This is a genomic window from Janthinobacterium sp. TPC_1, assembly GCF_056037845.1.
In genome coordinates this window covers 686,122-710,939 of sequence record NZ_CP195157.1, presented here as the reverse complement: position 1 = coordinate 710,939, position 24,818 = coordinate 686,122, and the positions used below count along the sequence as shown (strand labels likewise).

General features: G+C 63.2%; 24 protein-coding genes and 2 pseudogenes. 18 read left to right on the top strand and 8 right to left on the bottom strand.

Going from position 1 to position 24,818, the window contains the following annotated elements; translation table 11 throughout:
* Positions 1–167: 167 nt before the first annotated feature.
* From ACQVLG_RS03495 to ACQVLG_RS03485, 3 genes are all read right to left on the bottom strand, one after another.
* On the bottom strand, positions 168–1,262 hold the full coding sequence (locus ACQVLG_RS03495; protein ID WP_474295524.1) for a vWA domain-containing protein: 1,095 nt from the start codon (positions 1,260–1,262) through the stop codon (positions 168–170).
* Positions 1,263–1,341: 79 nt separating this feature from the next.
* Entirely contained in the window at positions 1,342–1,983 is a 642-nt protein-coding gene (locus ACQVLG_RS03490; RefSeq protein ID WP_474292852.1) for a GNAT family N-acetyltransferase, read from the bottom strand.
* Positions 1,984–1,992: 9 nt separating this feature from the next.
* The gene (locus ACQVLG_RS03485; RefSeq protein WP_474295522.1) at positions 1,993–2,886 is read right to left on the bottom strand and encodes an AAA family ATPase; all 894 of its coding nucleotides are present in this window, start codon (positions 2,884–2,886) and stop codon (positions 1,993–1,995) included.
* 208 nt (positions 2,887–3,094) lie between these two features.
* Here ACQVLG_RS03485 and ACQVLG_RS03480 point away from each other — a divergent pair, with 208 nt between their 5' ends.
* Positions 3,095–3,424 carry a c-type cytochrome gene (locus ACQVLG_RS03480; RefSeq protein ID WP_046684254.1) on the top strand — a complete coding sequence of 110 codons (330 nt, stop codon included), beginning with the start codon at positions 3,095–3,097 and terminating at the stop codon, positions 3,422–3,424.
* An 11-nt stretch (positions 3,425–3,435) separates the two neighbouring features.
* Complete coding sequence (locus ACQVLG_RS03475; protein WP_474292851.1) at positions 3,436–3,777, top strand: c-type cytochrome; 342 nt, start codon at positions 3,436–3,438, stop codon at positions 3,775–3,777.
* A 140-nt stretch (positions 3,778–3,917) separates the two neighbouring features.
* Here ACQVLG_RS03475 and norR read toward each other — a convergent pair whose 3' ends face one another.
* The gene (gene norR / locus ACQVLG_RS03470; RefSeq protein WP_474292850.1) at positions 3,918–5,477 is read right to left on the bottom strand and encodes a nitric oxide reductase transcriptional regulator NorR; all 1,560 of its coding nucleotides are present in this window, start codon (positions 5,475–5,477) and stop codon (positions 3,918–3,920) included.
* Between the two features lie 150 nt (positions 5,478–5,627).
* On the opposite strand from norR, the gene nirK reads away from it, so the two are divergent.
* The 3 genes from nirK to ACQVLG_RS03455 are packed head-to-tail and all read left to right on the top strand — an operon-like array spanning position 5,628 to position 10,112.
* Complete coding sequence (nirK, locus tag ACQVLG_RS03465; RefSeq protein ID WP_474292849.1) at positions 5,628–7,118, top strand: copper-containing nitrite reductase; 1,491 nt, start codon at positions 5,628–5,630, stop codon at positions 7,116–7,118.
* A 31-nt stretch (positions 7,119–7,149) separates the two neighbouring features.
* Positions 7,150–7,827 carry an iron-sulfur cluster repair protein YtfE gene (gene ytfE, locus ACQVLG_RS03460; RefSeq protein WP_230538911.1) on the top strand — a complete coding sequence of 226 codons (678 nt, stop codon included), beginning with the start codon at positions 7,150–7,152 and terminating at the stop codon, positions 7,825–7,827.
* A gap of 14 nt (positions 7,828–7,841) precedes the next feature.
* Positions 7,842–10,112 (top strand): nitric-oxide reductase large subunit, encoded by a 2,271-nt coding sequence (locus ACQVLG_RS03455; RefSeq protein WP_474292848.1) that lies wholly within the window; start codon positions 7,842–7,844, stop codon positions 10,110–10,112.
* A 5-nt stretch (positions 10,113–10,117) separates the two neighbouring features.
* Here ACQVLG_RS03455 and ACQVLG_RS03450 read toward each other — a convergent pair whose 3' ends face one another.
* Positions 10,118–10,540, bottom strand: a complete 423-nt coding sequence (locus tag ACQVLG_RS03450) for a DUF1841 family protein (protein ID WP_070218599.1) — start codon at positions 10,538–10,540, stop codon at positions 10,118–10,120.
* A 178-nt stretch (positions 10,541–10,718) separates the two neighbouring features.
* On the opposite strand from ACQVLG_RS03450, the gene ACQVLG_RS03445 reads away from it, so the two are divergent.
* Together ACQVLG_RS03445 and mqo are read left to right on the top strand one after the other, a co-directional pair.
* Positions 10,719–10,994, top strand: a complete 276-nt coding sequence (locus tag ACQVLG_RS03445; protein ID WP_474292847.1) for a hypothetical protein — start codon at positions 10,719–10,721, stop codon at positions 10,992–10,994.
* Positions 10,987–12,584, top strand: a pseudogene (gene mqo, locus ACQVLG_RS03440) (malate dehydrogenase (quinone)). Before ACQVLG_RS03445 ends, mqo begins: the two are co-directional and overlap by 8 nt.
* Before the next feature lie 100 nt (positions 12,585–12,684).
* On the opposite strand, the gene ACQVLG_RS03435 reads toward mqo, so the two are convergent.
* Positions 12,685–13,317 (bottom strand): RNA pyrophosphohydrolase, encoded by a 633-nt coding sequence (locus tag ACQVLG_RS03435; protein ID WP_076566319.1) that lies wholly within the window; start codon positions 13,315–13,317, stop codon positions 12,685–12,687.
* 204 nt (positions 13,318–13,521) lie between these two features.
* On the opposite strand from ACQVLG_RS03435, the gene ACQVLG_RS03430 reads away from it, so the two are divergent.
* Together ACQVLG_RS03430 and ACQVLG_RS03425 are read left to right on the top strand one after the other, a co-directional pair.
* Positions 13,522–15,261: a proline--tRNA ligase gene (locus tag ACQVLG_RS03430; protein ID WP_474292846.1), complete on the top strand. Its 1,740-nt coding sequence runs from the start codon at positions 13,522–13,524 to the stop codon at positions 15,259–15,261.
* Positions 15,258–15,875, top strand: coding sequence for a lytic transglycosylase domain-containing protein (locus ACQVLG_RS03425; protein WP_230538906.1), 618 nt, complete (start codon positions 15,258–15,260; stop codon positions 15,873–15,875). Before ACQVLG_RS03430 ends, ACQVLG_RS03425 begins: the two co-directional genes overlap by 4 nt.
* 142 nt (positions 15,876–16,017) lie before the next feature.
* Here the strand turns inward: ACQVLG_RS03425 and ACQVLG_RS03420 are convergent, their stop codons facing one another.
* Positions 16,018–16,413 carry an SWIB/MDM2 domain-containing protein gene (locus ACQVLG_RS03420; RefSeq protein WP_071650146.1) on the bottom strand — a complete coding sequence of 132 codons (396 nt, stop codon included), beginning with the start codon at positions 16,411–16,413 and terminating at the stop codon, positions 16,018–16,020.
* A gap of 77 nt (positions 16,414–16,490) precedes the next feature.
* Here ACQVLG_RS03420 and ACQVLG_RS03415 point away from each other — a divergent pair, with 77 nt between their 5' ends.
* A complete protein-coding gene (locus ACQVLG_RS03415) occupies positions 16,491–16,688 on the top strand; it encodes a hypothetical protein (protein WP_474292845.1) in 198 nt (65 codons plus the stop codon).
* 161 nt (positions 16,689–16,849) lie between these two features.
* Here ACQVLG_RS03415 and ffh read toward each other — a convergent pair.
* Positions 16,850–18,220 (bottom strand): annotated as a pseudogene (gene ffh, locus ACQVLG_RS03410) (signal recognition particle protein).
* A gap of 240 nt (positions 18,221–18,460) precedes the next feature.
* Between ffh and ACQVLG_RS03405 the strand changes: the two are divergent.
* The 8 genes from ACQVLG_RS03405 (at position 18,461) to ACQVLG_RS03370 (ending at position 24,690) form a co-directional block, all read left to right on the top strand.
* Entirely contained in the window at positions 18,461–18,970 is a 510-nt protein-coding gene (locus ACQVLG_RS03405) for a sigma-70 family RNA polymerase sigma factor (protein WP_474292844.1), read from the top strand.
* Positions 18,967–19,392, top strand: a complete 426-nt coding sequence (locus ACQVLG_RS03400) for a DUF4880 domain-containing protein (protein ID WP_474292843.1) — start codon at positions 18,967–18,969, stop codon at positions 19,390–19,392. Before ACQVLG_RS03405 ends, ACQVLG_RS03400 begins: the two co-directional genes overlap by 4 nt.
* Positions 19,359–19,958 (top strand): FecR domain-containing protein, encoded by a 600-nt coding sequence (locus tag ACQVLG_RS03395; protein WP_474292842.1) that lies wholly within the window; start codon positions 19,359–19,361, stop codon positions 19,956–19,958. The genes ACQVLG_RS03400 and ACQVLG_RS03395 overlap by 34 nt, the downstream gene beginning before the upstream one ends.
* Positions 19,959–20,068: 110 nt before the next feature.
* Positions 20,069–20,875: a TonB-dependent siderophore receptor gene (locus ACQVLG_RS03390; RefSeq protein WP_474292841.1), complete on the top strand. Its 807-nt coding sequence runs from the start codon at positions 20,069–20,071 to the stop codon at positions 20,873–20,875.
* Positions 20,876–20,877: 2 nt separating this feature from the next.
* Positions 20,878–22,266 (top strand): TonB-dependent siderophore receptor, encoded by a 1,389-nt coding sequence (locus ACQVLG_RS03385; protein WP_474292840.1) that lies wholly within the window; start codon positions 20,878–20,880, stop codon positions 22,264–22,266.
* Positions 22,267–22,376: 110 nt separating this feature from the next.
* Positions 22,377–22,658 (top strand): hypothetical protein, encoded by a 282-nt coding sequence (locus tag ACQVLG_RS03380; protein ID WP_474292839.1) that lies wholly within the window; start codon positions 22,377–22,379, stop codon positions 22,656–22,658.
* Positions 22,655–24,352, top strand: a complete 1,698-nt coding sequence (locus tag ACQVLG_RS03375) for a PepSY-associated TM helix domain-containing protein (protein WP_474292838.1) — start codon at positions 22,655–22,657, stop codon at positions 24,350–24,352. Before ACQVLG_RS03380 ends, ACQVLG_RS03375 begins: the two co-directional genes overlap by 4 nt.
* A complete protein-coding gene (locus ACQVLG_RS03370; RefSeq protein WP_071075502.1) occupies positions 24,349–24,690 on the top strand; it encodes a DUF3325 domain-containing protein in 342 nt (113 codons plus the stop codon). Before ACQVLG_RS03375 ends, ACQVLG_RS03370 begins: the two co-directional genes overlap by 4 nt.
* The last annotated feature ends 128 nt before the right edge of the window (positions 24,691–24,818 follow it).

Here is a 24,818-nt window from a genome sequence, read left to right as displayed (position 1 = left end):
AACAGTGTCGCGGTCATGGCGGCCGCGCACGGGATGCAGCAGGGTAGGGCAGGGCTGGTATCGGCGTATGCTACCCGCCCGCGGCGGAGATGCTCCGCACGGTAGTGCCGTGTCGCAGTGTACGGCATGGCGGCCCCCTGCCGCCATGGACTTTTTGTTGCGTGCTTTTATTTACTGAGCAGACGCATGCCCCGTTCCAGCCCGTCGATCGACAGGGGGAACATGCGGTTGTTCATCAACTGCCGCATCACGCCGATCGACTGGCGGTACTGCCATAAGCCTTCCGCTTCGGGATTGAGCCAGATGAATTTCGGGAACGCCTGGGTAAAGCGCGCCAGCCACGCCGATCCCGATCCCGCTTCCTCGTTGTTGTATTCGACGCTGCCGCCCGGCTGCAGGATTTCGTAGGGGCTCATGGTGGCGTCGCCGACGAAAATCAGCTTGGTGTCGGGCGGGTATTTGCGCAGCACGTCCCAGGTGGGAAAACGCTCGGCGTTGCGGCGCCGGTTGTTCTTCCACAGGTAGTCGTAGACGCAGTTATGGAAGTAAAAGAATTCCATGTTCTTGAATTCCGTCTTCGCCGCCGAGAACAGTTCCTCGGTGCGTTCGATATGGTCGTCCATGCTGCCGCCCACATCAAACAGCATCAGCACCTTGATGCGGTTCTTGCGCTCGGGCCGCATCCTGATGTCCAGGTAGCCCGCGTTATTGGCCGTGGCGGCGATGGTGGCGTCGAGCGCCAGCTCATCTTCCGCGCCTTCGCGCGCGAACTTGCGCAGGCGGCGCAAGGCCACCTTGATGTTGCGCGTGCCGAGTTCGCGCTCGCCGTCGTAATCCTTGTAGCTGCGCGCTTCCCACACTTTCACGGCCGTGCGGTTGCCGCCCTTGCCGCCGATGCGGATGCCTTCCGGGTTCGTGCCGCCATTGCCGAACGGCGAGGTGCCGCCCGTGCCGATCCACTTGCTGCCGCCCTCGTGGCGCTCCTTCTGTTCCTTCAGCAGCTCGTTCAGACGGTCAATCAGCTTGTCGTAGCCGAATTTTTCCAGCTGTGCCTTTTGCTCTTCGGACAGCTCGCGCTGCATGCGTTTGAGCAGCCAGTCGAGGGGAATCGCCGCGTTCGTGTCGAAAGCCGCGTTGACGCCCTTGAAGTACTGGGCAAAGGCGCGGTCGAACTTGTCGAAATGGGCCTCATCCTTGACCAGGGTCAAACGCGCCAGATAGTAGAAATCGTCCATCGAGGCGTCGATGACGTTCTTTTGCAGCGCCTCCAGAAGCGTCAGAAATTCCTTGATCGAGACGGGAATCTTCGCATCCTTGAGCGTGAAGAAGAAATCGATCAGATCAGCATGGCGCGGGTTCTCCCGCGCGTGGCAGTGCGGCGATGGGGCGCTGCGCCAGCTTGTAGCGCAAATGGGCGGCGATTTCCGGCCACTCGCCGCGCGTGATGCTGTACATGACCGTGTCGCGCACGGTGCCGTCGCGGCGCAGCGCATGGTGGCGCAGCACGCCATCCTTTTTCGCGCCCAGGCGCTCAATGGCCGCCTGCGAGGCGTGGTTGAAATTGTCGGTGCGCAGGCCCACCAGCGCGCAGCCGAGCGTGTCGAAGGCGTGCGCCAGCAGCAGCAATTTGCAGGTGGTGTTGACGTGGCTGCGCTGGCAGCGCTTCGCGTACCAGGTGTAGCCGATTTCCAGGCGTCCGATGGCCGGCACCACGTCGTGGTAGCTGGTGGTGCCGAGCACCTCGCCGCTGGCCGCGTCGATGACGGCAAAGGCAAAGCGCGAAGGGCGCATCTCGATGCCCTTGAAAATGTACTGATCTACCTGGTCCGGCTCGGGCACGGAGGAGGTGACGCGCAGATTCCACAGTTCGCCATCCATGGCCGCCGCACGCAGGCCGGGCGCGTGGTGCGGCGCCAAGGCTTCGAGGCGGATGCCGTGCAGTTCCAGGGGGACGAAGACCTTGTCCGGGCTGATGTCGTTCACCGGCGCTCCTTAGCGGTTGGTGCGCGACATGAACATCAGGCGCTCGAACAGGTGCACGTCCTGCTCGTTTTTCAGCAGCGCGCCGTGCAGCGGCGGCACGACGGCTTTATTATCCTTGCTGCGTAGCGCCTCGGCAGGGATGTCTTCGGCCAGCAGGAGCTTGAGCCAGTCGAGAAATTCCGACGTCGACGGCTTTTTCTTCAGGCCCGGCACGTCGCGCACCTCATAGAAGGTTTGCAGCGCCTGCGCCAGCAATTCCTGTTTCAGGTGCGGGTAGTGGACGGCGACGATCTGCTCCATCGTGTCCTTGTCCGGGAATTTGATGTAATGGAAGAAGCAGCGGCGCAGGAAGGCATCCGGCAATTCCTTTTCGTTGTTCGAGGTGATGATGACGAGCGGACGATGGCGCGCCGTGACCATTTCACGCGTCTCATACACATAGAATTCCATGCGGTCCAGTTCGCGCAGCAGGTCGTTCGGGAATTCGATGTCGGCCTTGTCGATCTCGTCGATCAAGAGCACCACCGGCTCGGGTGCCGTGAATGCCTGCCACAGCACGCCCTTGACGATGTAGTTCTGGATGTCGCGCACGCGCTCGTCGCCCAGCTGCGAATCGCGCAGCCGCGACACGGCGTCGTATTCGTACAGGCCCTGCTGCGCCTTGGTGGTCGATTTGATATGCCATTGCATCAGCGGCATGTTCAGCGCGGCGGCCACTTCTTCGGCCAGCATGGTCTTGCCCGTGCCCGGCTCACCCTTGATCAGCAGAGGGCGTTGCAGGGTCAGCGCCGCATTCACGGCCAGTTTCAGGTCGGCGGTGGCGACATAGCTGTCGGAACCTTCGAAGCGTTGGCCTTGCTGGGGGGCTGTGCTTGCATGAGCGGTCTGCCAAAGTAGGGAAATGGTGAGTATAAACAGAACTGTGGCGCAGCGTCACGCGGACGGCCTGTGCCTGCCTGCCTACAATGCGGGTTTTATAGGTGGACTTGCAAGAATATCTTGGCTAGAATCGGCAAGCAGCAGATTAATTGTCAACCTTAATTGTCAACACATAAAATCAATAAAAACCAGCTCTGGCGTTTCTCCGATTACCTTTGTTCACATTGCCACTATGAAAAAAATATTTGCACTTCTCGTGCTTGCCGGCATAGCAAATGCCGTCACAGCGGCTGACATTGTAGGAAACGCCAAGGCAGCCCCTGCCAAGGTGGAAATGTGTATCGGCTGCCACGGCATCCCCGGTTACAAGGCGACCTTCCCCGAAGTGTTCCAGGTGCCGATGATCGGCGGCCAGCCGGCAAAATATATCGAGAATGCGCTGCAAGCCTACAAGAAGGGCGACCGCAAGCACCCCAGCATGAAGGGCATCGCCAGCAGCCTGTCCGACCAGGATATCGCCGATGTCGCCGCGTATTATGCGCAACAAGCCAAGCCGAACTGAGGACCAGCCAGATGACAAAATTACTCGCCGCCCTCGTTTGCGCCACCGTCTCGTTTTCCGCCAGCGCCGCCGGCAATATCAACACGGGCAAGGCCCTGGCCGAAAAATACAGCTGCGCCACCTGCCACGGCAAGGATTACGGTTCGCCCATCGACCCGTCCTACCCGAAACTGGCAGGCCAGCACAAGGATTACCTGGAACACGCCTTGACGGCGTATAAACGGGGCGACAAGGCCAATGGCCGCAACAACGCCATCATGACGGGCCAGGTGAAACCGCTGAGCAACCAGGACATCAAGGATCTGGCCGCTTACCTGCACAGCCTGCCGACCACACTGGTGACCCACCGCTGAGTTTTAGCGCCGGATTGATTGGTTGTTCTGACACCTGACAAAACCGTAGCGAGCGGAAGTGAGAGGCGGCCGAGACGCGGAACTGTGCTGAAGCACAGTGAGCATCGTAGGTTGCCTATACCGACGCGCAGTAGGTTTGGTTAGGTGTTCTTCAGTCCGACCCGGCGCGCCAGCTTGTGCAAATTGCTGGCGTCGAGCCCCAGTTGCCGCGCCGCGGCGGCCCAGTTATCCTGATGCAACGCCAGCGCTTGCCGGATGGCCTGGCGCTGGCTCGCTTCCACGATCTGATGCATGGATAGCAGCGGCGCCGCCGACGTGCCGCACGCGGCCGGCGCCGGCAGCAGCGCGTCCGTGCCGGCCGGCGCTTCCAGCGCATCGAGGTCGAGCATATCCGTTTCCAGGGTCACGATGTCCTTGCGGTCCGCGCCGCGGATCACCGCTTTCAGCGCGGCCCGGCTGATCACATGTTCCAGTTCGCGCACATTGCCCGGCCAGCGGTAGTGGCACAGGGCGTTTTCCGCCGCGGCGGACAGGCGCAGGCTGCGCAAGCCCAGGCGCGCGCGGTTCAGTTCCAGGAAACCACCGGCCAGCAGCAGCACGTCATTGCCCCGCTCGCGCAGCGGCGGAATCGGCACGGGATACACGGATAAACGGTGGTACAGATCGGCGCGGAACGAGCCGTCGCGCACATGTTCGCGCAGGCTGCGGTTGGTGGCGGCGATCACGCGCACGTTGACCCGGCGCGGCCGGTCCGCGCCCAGGCGCTGGATTTCGCCATTTTGCAAGGTGCGCAGCAGCTTGGCCTGTATCGACAGCGGCAATTCCCCCACTTCATCGAGAAACAGGGTGCCCCCTTCGGCCGCCTCGAAGCGCCCGGGCCGGTCGCTGACGGCGCCGGAAAACGCGCCCCGTACATGGCCGAACAATTCGCTCTCGGCCAGCGATTCCGGCAAGGCCGCGCAATTGACGTGGATCAATGGCTTGCCAGCGCGACGCGATAGCCGATGCAGGCGGTGCGCGCACAATTCCTTGCCCACGCCCGTCTCTCCCAGCAGCAGCACTGGCAGCTCGGAATCGGCGACCACCTGCAATTCGTGCAGCAAGTGTGTGATGGCGCTGCTCTGGCCGACGAAATCGTGTTCCTCGCGCGGCGCCTGCGCATCGGCCAGCATGGCGCCGCCCGACAGGCGCAGGGCGCGGATTTCCGTCTCCAGGCGGGTCACGCGCACGGCCGCCTCGATGGCGCAGGCCAGTTCGCCCAGGTCGCGCTGCGCTTGCGTATCGAAGGTGCCCACCTGTAGCGCGTCGAGCGTGATCACGCCCCAGCGTTCGCCTTCCAGGTCCAGCGCCATGCCCATGCAGTCGTGCACGGGCAGCGGTTCGCCGGCCCGCTCGGCGATCAGGCCGTCGTAGGGATCGGGCAGGGAGCTGTCGTGATGGAAGCACAGCACGCCGCGCCGCTGCAGGATGGCGGCCAGGCGCGGATGGCCGGCGACGGCGAAGCGGCGTCCCAGCGCGTCGCTGGCCAGGCCGGCCATCGCCACGGGGCGCAGGTGCTCGCCATCGAGCTTGAGCAAGGCCACGGCCTCGCAGCCGAAGTGCGCGCGCAGGCTGCCGACCAGGCGCTGCAGGCGCACGGCCACGGGCAGGTCGGCGACCAGGTCGGTGAGCAGCAGCAGGTGGGTGGCGGTGGTGGTCATAAGTACCATGCAGGGTACAACGGACCACGCTTGAAAAGGGTCATACCGACCCTGCATTTTTCAAATCATTGATTTAAAACAAGTTTTTCCTGGCACACGGTTTGCCTAGGTAAGGGTGCCAAACCGGCATACAAGACCAAGGAAAGCCTGATGAAAACGACTCCCTCCCTCCGCGCCATTGCCGCCGCCGTCTGTGTCCTGGCCATGCCCCTGTCCGTGCAAGCCCAGGCGAGCCTGCCGGCCAGCGCCGCCGCCACTGCGGCCAAAGCCGCGCCTGCGACGCTCAAGCGCTATGAGCTGCAAACCAATATCGTCGACGGCAAGATGGTCTTCATCGACGCCAAGGGCCAGGTCAACCCCGTGCTGCTGGCGGCCAAGGTGGGCGACACGGTCGAACTGGTGCTGAAAAGCGGCGAAGGCGCCGAGCACGACCTGCTGATCCCGGAACTGAACGTGGCATCAAACAAGTTCAGCGCCAACAGCGGCAGCACCACCGTGCGCTTCAAGGTCACGCGCACCGGCACGTTCACCTATTACTGCTCGATTCCCGGCCACCGCCAGATCGGCATGGAAGGCAAGCTGGAAGTCGCCGGCACCTCGCTGGCCGAAGCCGGGGCACCGAAGACGGCTGGCGCCGGCAGCGCAGCGGGCGAATCGAGCCAGGCCGCCGCGCTGGCCCTGTACACGCCCGCGCCGTCGCCGATGCGCGGCCCCGATCCATCGGCCGTCAGCGTGGCCGCCAATCCGGCGCAGGTGCCTTCCGCCATCGGCGTGCGCGCGCCGCAAACCCTGAAATACCGCATGGAGACGGTGGAATTGCCGGGCAAGCTCGATGACGGCACCAGCTTTACCTACTGGACCTTCAACAACCGGCAAGTGCCCGGCCCGATGCTGCGCGCCAAGGTGGGCGACACGGTGGAACTGACCCTGTTCAACGCCAAGGACAGCAAGATGATCCACTCGATCGACCTGCACGCGGTGACGGGCGGCCATGGCGGCGGACAGCACACGCAGGTGGCGCCGGGGCAGGAAAAGACGATCACCTTCAAGGCGCTCAATCCGGGCCTGTTCGTTTACCACTGCGCCACGCCGCTGGTGCCGCAGCATATCGCGGCCGGCATGTACGGCATGATCCTGGTCGAACCGGAAGGCGGCCTGTCGAAAGTGGACCGCGAGTATTACGTGATGCAGGGCGAGATGTACACGGGCCGTCCGCACGGCGCCCCCGTGCATCAGGAACCGAACCTGGAAAAAATGGCCAATGAACTGCCCGACTACTACGTCTTCAATGGCGAAGTGGGCGCCCTGAGCAAGACGCACAAATTGCAGGCGAAAGTCGGCGAGACCGTACGCATCTATTTCGGCGTGGGCGGCCCGAACAAGATTTCGTCATTCCACATCATCGGCGAGATCTTCGACAAGGTGTACAGCGAAGGCTCGATCAGCAGCCCGAAAAACGACGTGCAAACCACGCTGGTGGCGCCGGGCGGCGCGACCATCGTCGAACTCAAGGTACAGCACCCTGGCAGCTATCTGCTGGTCGACCATGCGCTGTCGCGCGCCGGCAAGGGCGCCGTGGGCGTGCTGGAAGTGACTGGCGAAGCCGTGCCCGGCGTCTACCACGCGGGCGCCGTCCAATAAAACAACCCCCATTCATCATCAAGGAACTGCTATGGAAATGATCGAACAATCCCTGGGCCAGCTGGCCCGCCGCATCCCTGGCGCCACGCGCCTGTTCGATGCGCACCGCCTGGATTTCTGCTGCGGCGGCAACAAGACCCTGCGCGCCGCCGCCGAAGCGGCCGGCGTGGACACGGCGCCCATCGTCAAGGAACTGGAAGTGCTGGCCGGACGGATTGACGCCAGCGGCGCGCGTGACTGGCAGGACGCCCCGGCCACCGAGCTGGTGGAACACATCCTGGCGCGCTACCACGCCGTGCACCGCGAGCAGCTGCCCGAGCTGATACGCCTGGCGCGCAAGGTCGAGCAGGTGCATGGCGACCGCGCCGACTGTCCGCACGGGCTGGCGGAACACCTGTCGGCCATGGCGCAGGAACTGGAAAGCCATATGCGCAAGGAGGAAGACGTGCTGTTCCCCATGATCGTGCGCGGCCAGGGTCCACGCGCCGGCGCGCCCATCAACGTGATGCGCATGGAGCACGACGACCATGGTGTGGCCTTGCGCGCGATGGAGGCGATGACGAACGATATCACCGCACCTGGCGGCGCCTGCACCACCTGGCGCGCGCTGTACACGGGCTTGCGCACCTTCCGCGAAGACCTGATGGCGCACATCCATACTGAAAACAATATCCTGTTCGAGCGCTTTGCGCCGGCCGTGGTGCACTGACAAAGGAAAGACCCATGGGTCCCTACAAAAAACTCTGGTTCACCCTGATCGGTGTGCTGATCGTGACGTTTTCGCTGCTCGGCTACTACGGCACGGAAGTGTATCGCCAGGCGCCGCCGATTCCCGCGCAAGTGCTGGCGCAGGATGGCCGGCAGCTGTTCGACCGCGAGGGCATCCTCGACGGCCAGACGGCCTGGCAATCCGTCGGCGGCATGCAGCTGGGCTCCATCTGGGGCCACGGCGCCTATCAGGCGCCCGACTGGACGGCCGACTGGCTGCACCGCGAACTGACGGCCTGGCTGGAACTGGTCGCGCAAGAGCAGCATGGCAAGGCCTACGCGGCGCTCGACGGCCCCGCGCAGGCGGCGCTGCGCGAAGCGCTCAAGCTGGAATACCGCGGCAACCGGGTCGATGAGGCGCAAGTGCTGCGCCTGTCGGCGCGCCGCGTGCAAGCGATCGCCAACACGGCGCACTATTACGACCAGCTGTTCTCCGACGCGCCTGCACTGCACGCCAGCCGCGAGCATTTCGCCATGAAGGAAAACACCTTGCCCAGCGCCGAGCGGCGTGCGCAGATGACGCAGTTCTTCTTCTGGACGGCGTGGGCCGCCGCCACCGAGCGCCCTGGCCAGAAAGTGACCTATACGAACAACTGGCCGCACGAACCGCTGATCGGCAACCAGCCCAGCGGCGAAAACCTGGTCTGGTCGGTCGCCAGCGTGGTGGTGCTGCTGGCCGGCGTGGGCTTCCTCGTCTGGGGCTGGGCCTTCTTGCGCGACCATGACGAAGCGCTGCCGGCCGCCGGTCCGCGCGACCCGCTCACCACTTTCGCGCTGACGCCTTCGCAGCGGGGACTGGGCAAATACCTGTTCCTGGTGGTGGCGCTGTTCATCTTCCAGGTCTTCATCGGCGGCTTCACGGCGCACTACACGGTGGAAGGGCAGCAGTTCTACGGCATCGACGTGTCGCGCTGGTTCCCGTATGCGCTCACGCGCACCTGGCATATCCAGGCCGCGCTGTTCTGGATCGCCACGGGCTTCCTGGCCGCCGGCCTGTTCCTCGCCCCCTTGATCAATGGCGGCAAGGACCCGAAGTGGCAGCGCCTCGGCGTCGACGTGCTGTTCTGGGCGCTGGTCGCGGTCGTCGTCGGCTCATTTATCGGCAATTACCTTGCGATTGCACAAGTCATGCCGCCCGAATGGAATTTCTGGCTCGGTCATCAGGGTTATGAATATGTGGACCTGGGACGTTTGTGGCAAATCGGCAAATTCATTGGCATCCTGCTGTGGCTCGTGCTGATGCTGCGCGGCGTTGTGCCCGCCCTGCGCCAGCCGGGGGGCGACAAGAACCTGCTGGCGCTGCTGACCGCGTCCGTGGGGGCCATCGGGCTGTTCTATGGCGCCGGCCTGTTCTACGGCGAACGCACGCATTTATCGGTGATGGAGTACTGGCGCTGGTGGGTGGTGCACCTGTGGGTGGAGGGCTTCTTTGAAGTCTTCGCCACCACGGCGCTGGCCTTCATCTTCTCGACCCTGGGTCTGGTATCGGTGCGCATGGCCACGACGGCCAGCCTGGCGTCGGCCTCGCTGTTCATGCTGGGCGGGATTCCCGGCACGTTTCACCACCTGTACTTTGCCGGCACCACCACGCCCGTGATGGCCATTGGCGCGAGCTTCAGCGCGCTGGAAGTGGTGCCGCTGATCGTGCTGGGGCATGAAGCGTGGGAAAACTGGCGCCTGAAGGAACGCGCGCCGTGGATGGAAAACCTGCGCTGGCCCCTGATGTGCTTTGTCGCCGTCGCCTTCTGGAACATGCTGGGCGCGGGCGTGCTGGGCTTCATGATCAATCCGCCCGTGGCCTTGTACTACATCCAGGGCCTGAACACGACTCCCGTGCATGCGCATGCGGCGCTGTTCGGCGTGTACGGCTTCCTGGCGCTGGGCTTTACCTTGCTGGTGCTGCGCTATCTGCGGCCCGACTACGGCTTCAGCCCTGCCTTGATGAAGACGGCGTTCTGGGGCTTGAACGGGGGGCTGGCGCTGATGATCTTTACCAGCCTGTTGCCGATTGGCATCATCCAGTTCCACGCCAGCGTGACGGAAGGCCTGTGGTATGCGCGCAGCGAAGGCTTCATGCAGCAGCCTTTGTTGCAGAACCTGCGCTGGATACGCACCTTCGGCGACGTGGTCTTCATCGTCGGCGCCGTCGCCATGGCATTGCAGGTGGTGCTGGGATTGATGGGCAAGGCGCCGAAGGCAGCAGTACTGCAGCCTTCAGCGGTGTAGCCCGGTTAACGCCTGCGGACGCAGTCGATATACGCGTCCGTATCGGGCGGCAAGCCCGAGCGCTGTGAAGCCCAGATCATCTGGCCCAGGCATTCCATCACTTCGTGCTGGGCCGCATGGGCCGAATCGAGGCGCTGGGTCAGTTGCTGGACGGCCGGGCGGATGCCGCGCGGCTGGTCCACCTGTACCTGCTCCGTGATCGACAGATGCATGGACAGGTGCAGGAAGGGATTGGCCTGGCCCCCTTCGACGGAGTAATCGCGCGCCAGCGCCGCTTCGACATCGGAGAGCTCGTTTTCATACTCGGGGTGTTCGAGGATCCAGTCGAGCGCGATGGCTTCCATCGGCGTGAGGATTTCATGGGCGCGGTGCTTGCGCAAGGTGTCGCAAAAGAAGCGGCGCACGTCGTCGGAAGAGGGGTTGAACATGGCTGAAGGACTATGGCTAAAGGGCAGCCGGCATTGTACCGCGTACATCAAGCAAGGGCATCGAGGATGCCCTTTTTGCCGTCTGGCGGCCGCGGGCATGACCCGAAAGTCACCGCAATTTAATACCCTGCAGTAAGTATTATCCACTACCGCCACGGCCCGGCGGCAGCAAATAACGGTGATAAAATCGCCGCTCTTGATATTTGCACTGGACACGATGGCGATTTTGTTGCCATTCCGTGCTTCCATTGCCCGCACCTTTGCCACCAGATCTCGCTCCTGGCTTATCCCGGAGCGCGGCAGCATGCATGCTATCACCATCGACCTTGACCTGTCCGGCCGCCCTGGCGTTCCGGCTGGCTGGCTGTTTTTCATTCAACACAGCGATGGTGCCGCCACGGTGGCGCGCAAGAATCATCCTTCAGTATCCAAAAATGGAGTTACGAATGCGTAAATCGCTATTACTTTTGATGTCGTGCCTGATCCTGGCGGCATGTAACAAGACCCCTCCGGCCTCGTCCGAAAAACCGGTCGACGTGCTGCTGATCGGCGCCGGAACCATGAGCGCCACCCTGGGCAGCATGCTCAAGGAACTCGATCCCTCGCTGACGATGGAAATGGTCGAGCGCCTCGATTCCGTGGCGGCCGAAAGCTCGGACGCGATGAACAATGCAGGCACGGGCCACTCGGCGTTTGCCGAACTGAACTACACACCGGAAGCGGCCGATGGCAGCATCGAGACCAAGAAAGCCGTTGCCATCAACGAGCAATTCGAAATTTCCAAGCAATTCTGGGCTTATCAGGTAGCTAATAAGCATCTGGGCGCGCCGCAGACCTTCATCAACAACGTGCCGCACATGGCCTTTGTCTGGGGTGACGACAATATTGCCTTTTTGAAGAAGCGCTATGCTGCGCTGCAAAAGGAAAACTTGTTCAAAGGCATGCTGTTCTCGGAAGACCAGGCGCAGATCGAGCAATGGGCGCCGCTGGTCATGCAAGGCCGCGACAAGGGCCAGAAAGTGGCCGCGACGCGCATGGAAATCGGTACCGACGTCAATTTCGGCAACCTCACGCGCGGCCTCGTGAAATACCTGACGGACAGCCACGGCATGGTCCTGCACCTGCGCCACCAGGTGGAAGATATCCAGCGCGGCGCCGACGGCGTATGGAACGTGACGGTGAAAGACCTGGCTGCCGGCAAGGAAAAAACCATGCGCGCCAAGTTCGTCTTCATCGGCGCCGGCGGCGGTTCGCTGCCGCTGCTGGAAAAATCGGGCATTCCTGAAGCCAAGGGCTACGGCGGCGTGCCGGGGGCGGCCAATGGCTGGTGACCACCAATCCGGAACTGGTGGCGGCGCATGCGGCCAAGGTCTACGGCAAGGCGTCCGTCGGTTCGCCGCCGATGTCCGTGCCGCATCTGGACACGCGCATCATCGATGGCAAGAAAGCCCTGCTGTTTGGTCCGTTTGCCACCTTCTCGACCAAGTTCCTGAAAAACGGCTCGTGGATCGACTTGCCTGCCTCGATCGGCACGGGCAATGTGAAACCGATGCTGCAAGCCGGTTACGACAATATTCCACTGACGAAATACCTGGTGGAACAGGTCATGAACACGCCGGAAGACCGCTTGAAGACCCTGCGCGAATACTTGCCGAACGCCAAGATGGAAGACTGGACCCTGCAAAACGCCGGCCAGCGCGTGCAGATCGTCAAGGATGACCCCGTCAAAGGCGGCTTGCTGCAGTTCGGCACGGAAGTCGTCGGCGCCGCCGATGGCAGCATCGTTGCCTTGCTGGGTGCCTCGCCAGGCGCCTCGACCGCGCCGCCGATCATGATCAAGGTGCTGCAAACGGCATTCAAGAGCCGTCTGGCCACGCCGGAATGGCAAGCGAAGATGGTGGAAATGGTGCCGTCGTACGGTCAAAAGCTGAACAATGACCCGGCCCTGGCCAACAAGATCCGCCACTACAGCAGCAATATCCTGGGCTTGAAGGCGATTACGCTCGACGTGCCAAGCGCTGCGCCAGCGCCGGCAGCAAACTAAGTCAGCCTGGCCGGCAGGGGAGTTTCTTGCCGGCATGAAAAAAGGGGCAGCCTGTTCAGGCTGCCCCTTTTGCGTGGGAGCGTGCGTTCATTGCGGCGGACTACCCCTTGCCCGGCAAGATCAGCTCCGGCGTACACCCTTCGGCGGCAATGCCGTCGCAAGGCTTGGCCAGTGCCGCACCGTCCTGTGCCCGTGGCGCATGGGGCTGGCGCAGGTAGCGCGACGTGTGGCGGTGCGCTTGCTGTGCGTTGCCATGCACGGGCCAGGTCAGGAAGCGGGACAGCTCCTGCAAGGCGCGCTGGTACACATCGCGTTTAAATTCAATGACGACATCGAGCGGGACCCAGTATTCATGCCAGCGCCAGGCGTCGAACTCGGGATGGTCGGTCAGGCGCAGATTGACGTCGTTGTCGCGCGCGCACATTCTCAGCAGAAACCAAATCTGCTTCTGGCCACGGTAATGGCCGCGAATCTCGCGCTTGATGAAGTGGTCTGGCACTTCATAGCGCAGCCAGTCGCGGGTGCGGCCGACAATTTTGACGTGTTCCTGTCTGAGTCCGATTTCCTCTTCAAGTTCGCGAAACATGGCTTGTTCCGGTGTTTCGCCATATTTGATACCGCCTTGCGGAAACTGCCATGAGTGCTCGCGCACCCGCTTGCCCCACCACACCTCGTTCTGGGCGTTTAGCAGGATGATGCCGACGTTGGGCCGAAACCCTTCACGGTCGAGCATAATGCACCTCAAACTTTCTGCGACAGTGCGTCCTTTTTTACATAATTACCCACAACTTCGCAAGCCGGTGACCTTTTCGGGGTGCGAAAAGCGCCGGAATCGCACCAATTGAGCGCATTTGTGTAAAGTATGGACGCATCAGCCAGCTAATCCTTTAAAATTAGGTTGATTATAACCCTCTCTTTTTAAAAAGAATTCACCGTTATGCGCGCCTCCCGTTTTTTTATTTCCACACTTAAAGATGCACCTTCTGACGCGGAAATCGTCAGCCACCAATTGATGATGCGTGCAGGCATGATCAAACGCCTCGGTTCCGGCATCTATACCTACATGCCGATGGGCTTGCGCGTGATCCGCAAGGTGGAAGCCATCATCCGTGACGAGATGAACAAAGCCGCCGCCATCGAACTGCTGATGCCGCTCGTGCAGCCGGCCGAGCTGTGGCAGGAAACGGGCCGCTGGACCAAGATGGGCGACGAACTGATGCGCGTGAAAGACCGCCACGGCCGCGAATACGCGATCCAGCCCACGTCGGAAGAAGTCATCACGGACGTCGTGCGCACGGAAATCAAGTCCTACCGCCAGCTGCCGTTGAACTTTTATCACATCCAGACCAAGTTCCGCGACGAGCGCCGCCCCCGCTTCGGCCTGATGCGCGGCCGCGAATTCACCATGAAGGACGCGTATTCGTTCGACCGCGACCTGGCCGGCATGCAGGCGTCGTACAAGGTCATGTTTGACGCCTACACGCGTATCTTCACGCGTTTCGGCCTGAAATTCCGTTCCGTGGCTGCCGACAACGGCGCCATCGGCGGCTCCGGTTCGCATGAATTCCACGTCATCGCCCACACGGGCGAAGACGCGCTCGTGTACTGCCCGACCTCCGACTACGCCGCCAACATGGAAGCGGCCGAAGCGCTGCCGCCAGCGGGCGAGCGCCCGGCCGCCAGCCAGGCGCTGACCAAAACGGCCACGCCGGACACCGTCAAGTGCGAAACCGTGGCCGCCTTGCTGGGCATCGAGCTGTCGCGCACCGTGAAAACCATCGCCCTGACGGTGGAAACGACGGGCAAGGACGACAAAGTCACGAAACAGCACTTCATGCTGCTGCTGCGCGGCGACCATGAATTGAACGAGATCAAGGTGGGCAAGGTTGCCGGCCTGGCCGGTCACCGTTTCTCGACGGAAGCGGAAATCCTGGAAGTCTACGGCACCATTCCTGGCTACCTGGGCCCGATCGGCACCAAAGCGCCCGTCACCGTGGTGGCGGACCGCACGGTCGCCCACATGAGCGACTTCGTCTGCGGCGCGAATGACGCCGGTTTCCACTACACGGGCGCCAACTGGGGCCGTGACGTGGCCGAGCCTGCCATCGTGGCCGACTTGCGCAATGTCGTCGCCGGCGACGCTTCGCCGGACGGCCAGGGCGCGCTGGCCATCGAGCGCGGCATCGAAGTGGGCCACGTGTTCCAGCTGGGTACGGCGTACTCGGAAAGCATGAAAGCCACCTTCCTCGACGAAAACGGCAAGCCTGCGCCACTGCAGATGGGCTGCTACGGTATCGGCGTGACGCGCATCCTGGGCGCCGCCATCGAACAGAACTTCGACGACAAGGGCATCATCTGGCCTGCGTCGATCGCACCGTTCGAAGTCGTGCTGTGCCCGATGGGCATGGACCGCAGCGAACTGGTCAAGGAAGATACGGAGAAGCTGTACGCGGCCCTGCAAGGCGCTGGCGTGGACGTCATCGTCGACGACCGCGGCCTGCGCCCAGGCGCGATGTTTGCTGACTGGGAACTGATTGGCGTGCCGCACCGCATCGTCATCGGCGAGCGTGGCCTGAAAGAAGGCAAGCTGGAATACCAGGGCCGCCGCGATGCGGAAGCCACTGGCGTTGCGCCGGACGAGATCATCGCCTTCATCCAGGGCCAAATGGCGCAGTGAAGCGCCTATCGGTAAGCAAGGCGGCTGGCGCGCTCGCGCTGGCCGCTGGCCTGGCCTGCGTCTCTCCGGCGCAGGCCGGCAACCAGAAAGAGGAGGCGCTGGCCGACTCCGTCCGCCTGGCCCTGTCGCATGCGATCCGCGACGAGCGTCCGCCGCAGCCCAAATTTGCCACACCCGCCGACTTGCAGCGCTACCAGCAATGGCTGGCGCAGATGTCGCAGCGCCTGCAGCGCAAGCTGCCGGACGCCCAGTTGCGCACGGAATTCCTGGAAACCGTCTGGTACGAAGCGCGCCGCGCGGGCCTGGAACCGGCCCTGGTGCTGGGCCTGATCCAGGTGGAGTCGGCCTACCGCAAATATGCCGTTTCTCTGGCCGGCGCGCGCGGCTACATGCAGGTGATGCCGTTCTGGACGGGCGTCATCGGCGACAGCGACCGCAGCAAGCTGTTCCACATGCAGACGAATCTGCGCTACGGTTGCGCGATTTTGCGCATGTACCTGGATATGGAGAAGGGCGATTTGTACCTGGCGCTGGGGCGGTACAACGGCAGCCGGGGCAAGGCCGAGTATCCGAACGCGGTAAGGGCGGCTTGGAAGCAGTGGGAGTTCAGATGAAGGCTGGGGTCAGACCCGAAGGGGGAGTGCGCCCCAGTGGGGCGAATTCCGATCCCGGCAGGGACTGATCCCAAAAAAATGCCCCGCTCGCAGTCATGCGGCGGGGCACTCACACGGCGTAAAACGCCCTGTGCGTATCTGATTATTTCAAATGATCGGAGATCAGTTTCGTCATTTCAAACATGGAGACTTGGGCTTTGCCGCCGAAAACTGCTTTCAGCTTGTCGTCCGCATTGATCATGCGGCGGTTGGCCGGATCTTGCAGATCGAGTTTTTTGATGTAATCCCATACCTTTTTGGTCACTTCCGTGCGCGGCAGTGGTGCTGCGCCAACAACGGCGGCCAGATCTTTCGATGGCGTCATTGCTTTCATGAATGCTGCGTTTGGCTTGCGTGGTGTTGCCGGTGCTGCCGCTTTCTTCGCCGCTGCTGGTTTAGCTGCTGCTTTGGCTGCGGGTGCTGCTTTCTTGGCGGCTGCAGGCTTGGCTGCTGCTGCTTTGGCTGGCGCTGCTACTGGGGTTTTTTTGGCTGTTGCCATCTTCGAGCCTCCTTAACAAACACATGGGAAATTGCGCAATTAATCGCACGGCTAATATTGGTGTGGATTTACCTTGTATGCAAGTGTTTTTCACGTTTTCACGAGGAAAAAGCAGGGAAATGGCAATGCTGTCGCCCGGGCGCACCGCTTGGGAGCGCAGAACGGCGTTTTTGCCCGTAAATGGCATGGTTGCTGGCTATGCGGGGAGGGGCGCTGCGGGGGAGGAAAGAAAGGATGCCGGACACATGAAAATGCAATCCGGCATTATTTTATAACGGTGTTTCTTGACTTGAACTACGCCTCACGCGGCGTAAAAAAGGCCTTCAAAATCACAGCGAGCGGGGATGATTTGTGGCCGAGAAGCGCAAGCGCACTCTGGTGCGCTGAGCATCGCCGGCCGCAAGGCGCCCCGCGCAGCGGATTTTGAAGCCTTCCACTACCTCATCCCAGGCATCATGCCCTTCATGGAACGCATCATCTTCATCATGCCGCCGCCCGACAATTTCTTCATCATCGTCTGCATTTGCTCGAATTGCGTCAGCATGCGGTTCACTTCCTGCACCTGCACGCCGGCGCCGGCGGCGATGCGGCGCTTGCGCGTGGCCTTGATCAGTTCAGGTTTGGCGCGTTCCTGCGGCGTCATCGAGTCGATGATGCCGCACATGCGGCGCACCTGTTTATCGGCTTGATCCATGTTCTTGCCGCCTGCCGCCTGCTGGAACTGGGCTGGCAGCTTGTCCATCAGGTTGGCCATGCCGCCCATTTTCTTCATTTGCCCCAGTTGCGCCTTGAAGTCGTTCATGTCGAACTTGCCGCCCACCTTGATCTTTTGCGCCAGGTCGGCTGCCGCCTTGCTGTCGACGCCCTTGCGCGCCTCCTCCACCAGGGCGAGGATGTCGCCCATGCCCAGGATGCGGTTGGCCATGCGGGTCGGGGTCGAACGCTTCCAGGCCGTCGAGTTTTTCCGACACGCCGGCAAATTTGATCGGCTTGCCCGTGATGTGGCGCACGGACAGGGCCGCGCCGCCGCGCGCGTCGCCATCGAGCTTGGTCAGCACGATACCGGTCAGCGGCAGCGCATCGTTGAAGGCCTTGGCCGTGTTGATGGCGTCCTGGCCCAGCATGGCGTCGACGACGAACAGGGTTTCGATCGGCTTCACGGCGCCGTGGACGGCGGCGATTTCGCGCATCATCTCTTCGTCGATGCCGAGACGGCCCGCCGTATCGATGATCAGCACGTCGTGGTAATGCTTTTTCGCCCAGTCCAGCGCGGCCAGGGCGATATCGACCGGCTTGTCCGTGCTGGTGGACGGGAAGAAGTCGGCGCCTACCTGCGCGGTGACCGATTGCAGCTGGGCGATCGCGGCAGGGCGGTACACGTCGGCCGAGACGGTCAGCACTTTCTTCTTCTTTTCTTCCTTCAGGTACTTCGCCAGCTTGCCGACGGTGGTGGTTTTACCCACACCCTGCAGACCGGCCATCAGGATGATGGCGGGCGGCTGCTGGGCAAAGCTGATCTGCGACGCTTCCGGTCCCAGGTCGGCGCCCATCAGGGCGGCCAGCTCGCGCTGCACCACGCCCCCACCAGGGCCTGGCCTGGCGTCAGCGAGGAAATGACATCCTCGCCCATGGCTTTTTCTTTGACTTTGGCGATGAATTCGCGCACGGCGGGCAGGGCGACGTCGGCTTCGAGCAGCGCCAGGCGCACTTCGCGCAGCATGTCGGCGGTGTTCGCTTCGGTCAGGCGCGCCTCGCCGCGCATGGTCTTGACGACTTTGGCAAGCCGTTGGGTGAGATTATCTAGCATGATGAACCTGCAATGAAAAGCTTGGGAGTGGGCGGCGAAAGCCGGACGATGGCCGTCATTTTACCTTATCGCGGGTGGCTGGCGGTCCCGCGCTGCAGCGCCTGGCGGTTGGCCGGCTTTTGAATTAGTTGGTATTTTCTGCCAACGCCACGATTGCATGAAAGTCAAAAACACGGTTAAAATGAGAATAATTCTTATTTACATTCGTGGGCGCGCCGCGCCAGACCGGAAAGGGATGCTATGTCGGCCGCCGATTTTGCCCAGCAACAGGACCTGCACGCGCTCTACAGCAGCCATCATGGCTGGCTGCAGGGCTGGCTGCGGCATAAGCTGGGCAATGCGGGCGACGCGGCGGATCTGGCGCAAGACACCTTCATCAGCGTGTTGACGGCCGCTTCCGCGCCGCCGATCCGCGAGGCGCGGCCTTTTCTCGCCACCGTCGCGCGCCGCCTGGTGGCGCACCGCTACCGCCGCCAAGTGCTGGAAGATGCCTACCTGGAAGCGCTCGCTTGCCTGCCGCCCGAGACGGCGCCCGCGCCCGAGGAACGGCTGCTGGCGCTGGAAGCCCTGCAGGAAATCGACCAGGCCCTCGACGGCTTGCCGGTTCCCGTGCGCACGGCGTTCTTGCTGGCGCAGCTCGAAGGTCTCAGCTATGCCGAGATCGCCGCGCGCCTGAACGTATCGGCCAGCTCGGTCAAGCAATACCTGACGCGCGCCAACCGCCAGGTGTTTTTCTCCCTGCCGGCATGAGCAAGCTGGCAGAGCCGGCGGCACCGCCAGCCATCCGCGAGGACGTGCAGCAGCAGGCTGCCGAGTGGCTGACCGTGCTGATGTCGTGCGAGGCCAGCGAAGCCGAACGCGCCGCCTGGCAGCGCTGGCGCGCAGCCGACCCGGAACATGAACGGGCCTGGCAGCATATCGACGCGGTGTCGCGGCGCTTCAACGGCTTGCATCGCGGTGCGGCCGCGCAGGCGCTGGCCGGCACGCAGCAACAAGCCGTCAACGGCAAGCGGCGCCAGTTGCTGGCGTGGCTGGGCGTGGCGGCCGGCGGCGGCATGCTGGCCGCGCAGACGGATGCCTGGGATGGCATGCGCGCCCTGCGTGCCGACTACCGCACGGCCACGGGCGAGGGCGCGACGTGGTGCTGGACGATGGCAGCGTGCTCAGCCTGAATACGGGATCGGCCGTGAACGTGCGTTTCGACGCCAGCCGCCGCCTGATCGAACTGCTGGCCGGCGAGATCCTCGTGGCCAGCGGCCACGGTGCCGGCAGCGCCGCGCCTTTGGTGGTGGCCACGCGCGAAGGCCTGGTGCGCGCGCTGGGCACGCGTTTTGCCGTGCGCCAGCAAGATGACTATAGCACCGTGGACGTGTTGGAAAGCGCCGTTGAAATCCGCCCCCGCGACGGTGCTGGCGCGCCAATGCTGCTGGCGGCCGGGCGCGGCGTAGCCTTTTCCCGCCATGCGGCGGACGCGCCGCACGCCATCGATGCGTATGCGCACGCCTGGTCGCGCGGGCAGCTGATCGTCGACGACGTGACCCTGGGCGATTTCCTGGCCGACCTGGCCCGCTACCGCCCCGGCGTGATCGACTGCGCGCCGGCAGTGGCCCAGCTGCGCCTGTCGGGCGTGTTCCCGCTGGCCGACACGCAGCGCATTTTGAACATGCTGCCCAACTCGCTGCCGGTGCAGGTACGCAGCCGCACGCGGTACTGGGTCAGCGTCGAACCGGCGCCGTAGCGTTCGATAAAAATATTTTCCATCCGGCTGCCCGTTTTGCAGTCTTGCGGCACCTACAAGGTAGGGCGCCTGTTTTTCACCGTCTCATGACACCACCATCAGGAACTTTCATGTCGCACGCTTTGCCTTTTGTCAGTTTGCCATCATCTCACTCTTCACTGCGTCCGCTGGCGCAAGCGGCCGCGGCCCTGTGCCTGGCCGCCAGCCTGCCGGCGCTGGCGCAGCAGGTGCCAGCCAGTCCCGCGGCCGAGCAAACCATGCTTGGCGTGTCCGTCACGGCGGGGCGCGATGCGACGACCGAAGGCAGCGGTTCCTATACGACGGGCGTGAGCAATACGGCAACCAAGCTGAACCTGTCGCTGCGCGAGACGCCGCAGTCGGTCAGCGTGCTGACGCGCCAGCAGATCGACGACCTGGGCATCACCACCCTGGACGACGCCGTGCAGTCGATCACGGGGCTGGTCATGCAAAAAGGCAACTTTACGGGCGATTCGGGCAGTTTCAGCGCGCGGGGCTTTCCAATCGAAAACATCCTGTTCGACGGTTTGCCTACCAGCCTGGGCGCGAACGGCACTTTCAATGGCGACAATGACGACCTGGCCATCTATGACCGCATCGAAGTGGTGCGCGGCGCCACGGGCTTGATGACGGGCAGCGGCACGCCCAGCGCGGCCATCAACATGGTGCGCAAGCGCCCGACGGCCACGCCGCAGGCGTCATTCTCGGCCAGCATCGGCAGCTGGAGCAACTACCGCCTGGAAGCGGATGCGGCCAACGCGCTCAACGAAGCGAAGACCCTGCGCGGGCGCATGGTCGTCACGGTGCAGGACAAGAAGGATTTTGTCGACGTGCTGCATGGCCGTAATCACCAGCTGTACGGCATCATCGAGGCGACCTGCGCCCTGACACCACGTTGACCGTGGGCGCGCACTACCGCAAGACCGATAACGACGGCGTCGCGACGGGCGTGGTGACGGCCGCCGACGGCACCTTTTTGAACTTGCCTCGCTCCACCTACCTGGGCACCGACTTCGACGGCTGGCGCCAGACGGATAAAACCATTTTCGCCGAACTGGAACACCGCTTCGGCAATGGCTGGAAAGCCAGGCTGGCGGCCACGCGCAAGACGCCCGAGATCGACACGACGTTTTCCGGCATCAACCGCCGCGGCGGCACCCTGCGCTTCAATTCGCAAAGCTACCGCGCCGAACTGGCAAATACCAGCTATGACGCGTATGCCAGCGGCAGCTACAGCCTGTTCGGCCGCGAGCACGAGCTGACGGTCGGCGCCAGCCACCGCCGTTCGTCGAAAAACAGCTATGGGGGCTGGGCATCGTACACCCGGCAAGATAGCGCGCCGGTGATCGACCCGTTCCACTGGGATGCGGGCAGCGTGGCGCGCCCCGTCATCAACTACGCGCAGTGGGGCACGGCCAGCATCACCGAACAAAGCGGCGTGTATGCAGGCACGCGCCTGCGCCTGGCCGATCCGCTGTCGCTGGTGCTGGGCGGGCGCGTGAGCTGGTACAAGGACGATGCCGGCTACTCGCTGGCGCGTGAATTCACGCCGTATGCCGGTGTCGTGTATGACCTCGACAAGCAGCATTCCGTGTATGCCAGCTGGACCGAGATCTTCCAGCCCCAAGCGTCCACCGACGCCAAGGGGCAGCCCTTGAAGCCGGTCAGCGGCACCAACTATGAAGCGGGCGTGAAGGGCGAATACTTCGGCGGCGCCCTCAATGCAAGCGCGGCCGTGTTCCAGATCCGCCAGCAAAACCGCGGCGTGGACGACCTGACCGGCCCGGATCCCTGCCCCGGCAGCACGTGGGGCTATTGCCAGCGCGCGTCGGGCGAAGTGCGCAGCGAAGGCGTGGAGCTGGACGTGGCGGGCGCGCTGACGCCCGACTGGCAGCTGTCGGCCGGTTTTACGTATGTGAAGGCGCAATTTACGCGCGACAGCGATCCGGCCAATATCGGCAAGGATTTCAATAGCCGCTATCCGCGCCAGCAGCTCAAGCTGGCCACCAGCTACCGCCTGTCCGGCGCGGCGCAGGGCTGGCGCGTCGGCGCCTCGGTGTACGGGCAGGGCGCGACGGAATCAACGGACGGTGATGCCCACCTGCGCCAGGGCCGCTACGCGATCCTCGGCTTGAACGCGGCGTGGCAAATCGACAGCCGCGCCGAGCTGCGCCTGAACGTCAACAATGCGCTCGACAAACGCTATTACCAGAGCATCTACTCCGATGTCCTCGGCAACCTGGTGGGCACGCCGCGCAACCTGATGCTGACCTTGAACTACAAGCTATAACTTAATAACTTTGAATGATCTATCTTGATGAAGGATGCATGGCTTATGGATGTGCAGTTGAACCTGGCCCGCGATGGCGTGACCACGCTGGTGTTGCAGGGAGCGCCGCGATGATGAAATCGGCCCACATGATGTTGTTTTCGCGCGTGCTTGCCGCTGTTTTTGGCGGCTATGCGCTGACGTCCGGCGTGGCCGTGCTGCTGGCGGCCGTGCTGCCGCTGTCGCGTCCCGAAGCCGTGCTGACGGCCACCCTGAGCGCCTTTGTCACCTACACTTGTGCCGTGATCTGGGTCTTTGCCGTGCAGGACCTGCGCCGCGCCTGGCTCGGCATGCTGCTGCCGGCCATCGCCTGCGGCGGTATCGGCCTGCTGCTGTCGCGAGGTGTGGCATGAACGCCGTCAAGGTAGACAAAGTGGTCAAGACGCCGCAGCAGGGCGGCTTGCGCCAGGCCATGGCCTGGCTGCATACGTGGAGCGGCCTGTGGATTTCCTGGCTGCTGTTCGCCATCTTCCTGACCGGCACCCTGGCCGTCTTCGACGATCCGATCGGCCACTGGATGACGCCCGAACACGCCTTGGAAGAGGCGGCGCATGCGAACGATCCGCCGCTGCCGAAGGTCACGGACCGTGGCCACCGCCTGGAACTGGCGCTCGACTTCATGGCGAAGGAACACCCGAAGGCGGACATGTGGGAAATCTGGCCCGTGCAGCGTCCCGGCCACGGCCTGTCCGCCTACTGGTTCCAGCCCAGCGGCGGCTATGGCTCGGCGGATCTCGATCCGCTGACGGGTGCCGTCATCGAGCATGCGCGCGAGGCAACGGAGCGCGAAACCATCGGCGGCCACCATTTCGTCGATTTCCACTATGAGCTGCACGCGGGACGCATCGGCGTATGGATCGTCGCCATCACCACCATGATCATGCTGGTGGCGCTGGTGAGCGGCGTCATCACGCACAAGCGGATCTTCAAGGATTTTTTCACCTTCCGCCCGGCCAAGGGCCAGCGTTCGTGGCTTGACGCGCACAACGCGGTGGCCGTGCTCACCTTGCCGTTCCAGTTCATGATCGCCTACACGGGCCTGGCATTCTTCAGCGATGACTATGTGCCGGCCCCCGTGGCGGCGCAATACGGCATGGACAATCCCAAGAAGGCCTTCCTGGCCGACTGGAACGATGCGGGAAAACCCGTGAAAACGGGCCAGCCGCTGGCCATTCCCGCGCTGGAATCGTTCGCGCTGCGCGCCGAGCAGGCCATCGGCCAGGAAATCCGCGCCGTGGTGCTGGACAATCCGAACGACGCCTCCATGCGTGTCTGCATGTACGGCTGGAATGAAGAGACGGACACGATGGAACGCCTCAGCGCCAATACGGGCAGGGCTTGCTATGCGCTGGCCACGGGCGAGCAGACCGCATTGCGCCTGCCCGGCGCGTCCGACACGGGCGGCGCGGGCCTGACGCGCTCCGTCATGTCGAACCTGCACATGGTGGGTTTCGGCGGCACGCCCATGCGCTGGCTGTACTTCTTCTGCGGCCTGGCCGGCACGGCCATGATGGGCACGGGCGCCATTTTGTTCATGGTCAAGCGGCGTCAGAAGTCCGGCGGCGAGTTCGGCGCCTATACGCAGCGCGTGTACCGCGTCATCGCCTGCCTGAACGTGGCGGCGATTGCCGGCCTGTCCATCGCCTGCGCGGGCTTCCTGTGGGCGAACCGTTTGATCCCCGTTGGCATCGAGCACCGTGCCGGCTGGGAAGTGCGCGCCTTCTTCGGCGTCTGGTTCCTGATGCTGGTGCATGCCTGCGTGCGTGCGGAAAAGCGCGCGTGGATCGAGCAATTGGGCTTGCTGGCCGCCCTGTGCCTGCTGCTGCCGGTGCTCAACGTCCTGAGCACGGGCGACAATCTGATGGCGCAAATCGCGCGCGGTGACTGGGAAAGCGCCGGCGTGGAACTGGGCAGCATGGCCTTCGGCCTGCTGGCCGCCTGGGGCGCGTGGAAAGTCCACAAGCGCAAGGAACAACCGCTCAAAAAGGCGGTAGCCAAGGAAATACCCTCGGCCAGCCTGCAAGTCAATGCGGAGGGACAGTCATGATTAACACCATCCTGTGTGCGCTGGGCCTGTCGTATGCGGGCATGGCCAGCCTCTCCTTGGCGATGGACCGCCACCATGGCCAGGTCTGGGGCAGGGACGCGGCGCCGAACGTGCGGCGCGCGCTGCAACTGGCGGGCGCCATCCTGCTGGCGCTGGCCATCTGGCCCTGCGTGGCCGGCTGGAGTGCCACCGTCGGCGTGGTCGCCTGGCTGGGATTCATCGGGGCGGGAGCGCTGCTGGTGGCCCTGCTGCTGCCGTATGCCCCCCGCTTGCTGTTACGTAGTTCCCTGCTGGCAGCCGTCGCCGCGCTGGCAGGTCTTGTGACGTTTCTGCGGTGATGTTCACCGCCATTTTCAAGGATAGACCGATGTATTTTTCACGTTTGGCGACACCGATTGATGTTTTGAATGTATTGAAGGCGGCTTCCTGATGGCGGCCCGCCTGCCTTCCCGCCGCGCCCGCATCC

Coding starts and splice junctions, on each gene's coding strand:
- ACQVLG_RS03480 (WP_046684254.1), top strand. CDS start 3,095: ATGAAAAAAATATTTGCACTTCTCGTGCTTGCCGGCATAGCAAATGCC.
- ACQVLG_RS03475 (WP_474292851.1), top strand. CDS start 3,436: ATGACAAAATTACTCGCCGCCCTCGTTTGCGCCACCGTCTCGTTTTCC.
- norR (WP_474292850.1), bottom strand. CDS start 5,477: ATGACCACCACCGCCACCCACCTGCTGCTGCTCACCGACCTGGTCGCC.
- nirK (WP_474292849.1), top strand. CDS start 5,628: ATGAAAACGACTCCCTCCCTCCGCGCCATTGCCGCCGCCGTCTGTGTC.
- ytfE (WP_230538911.1), top strand. CDS start 7,150: ATGGAAATGATCGAACAATCCCTGGGCCAGCTGGCCCGCCGCATCCCT.
- ACQVLG_RS03455 (WP_474292848.1), top strand. CDS start 7,842: ATGGGTCCCTACAAAAAACTCTGGTTCACCCTGATCGGTGTGCTGATC.
- ACQVLG_RS03450 (WP_070218599.1), bottom strand. CDS start 10,540: ATGTTCAACCCCTCTTCCGACGACGTGCGCCGCTTCTTTTGCGACACC.
- ACQVLG_RS03435 (WP_076566319.1), bottom strand. CDS start 13,317: ATGCTCGACCGTGAAGGGTTTCGGCCCAACGTCGGCATCATCCTGCTA.
- ACQVLG_RS03430 (WP_474292846.1), top strand. CDS start 13,522: ATGCGCGCCTCCCGTTTTTTTATTTCCACACTTAAAGATGCACCTTCT.
- ACQVLG_RS03420 (WP_071650146.1), bottom strand. CDS start 16,413: ATGGCAACAGCCAAAAAAACCCCAGTAGCAGCGCCAGCCAAAGCAGCA.
- ACQVLG_RS03415 (WP_474292845.1), top strand. CDS start 16,491: ATGCAAGTGTTTTTCACGTTTTCACGAGGAAAAAGCAGGGAAATGGCA.
- ACQVLG_RS03405 (WP_474292844.1), top strand. CDS start 18,461: ATGTCGGCCGCCGATTTTGCCCAGCAACAGGACCTGCACGCGCTCTAC.
- ACQVLG_RS03400 (WP_474292843.1), top strand. CDS start 18,967: ATGAGCAAGCTGGCAGAGCCGGCGGCACCGCCAGCCATCCGCGAGGAC.
- ACQVLG_RS03390 (WP_474292841.1), top strand. CDS start 20,069: ATGTCGCACGCTTTGCCTTTTGTCAGTTTGCCATCATCTCACTCTTCA.
- ACQVLG_RS03380 (WP_474292839.1), top strand. CDS start 22,377: ATGATGAAATCGGCCCACATGATGTTGTTTTCGCGCGTGCTTGCCGCT.
- ACQVLG_RS03375 (WP_474292838.1), top strand. CDS start 22,655: ATGAACGCCGTCAAGGTAGACAAAGTGGTCAAGACGCCGCAGCAGGGC.
- ACQVLG_RS03370 (WP_071075502.1), top strand. CDS start 24,349: ATGATTAACACCATCCTGTGTGCGCTGGGCCTGTCGTATGCGGGCATG.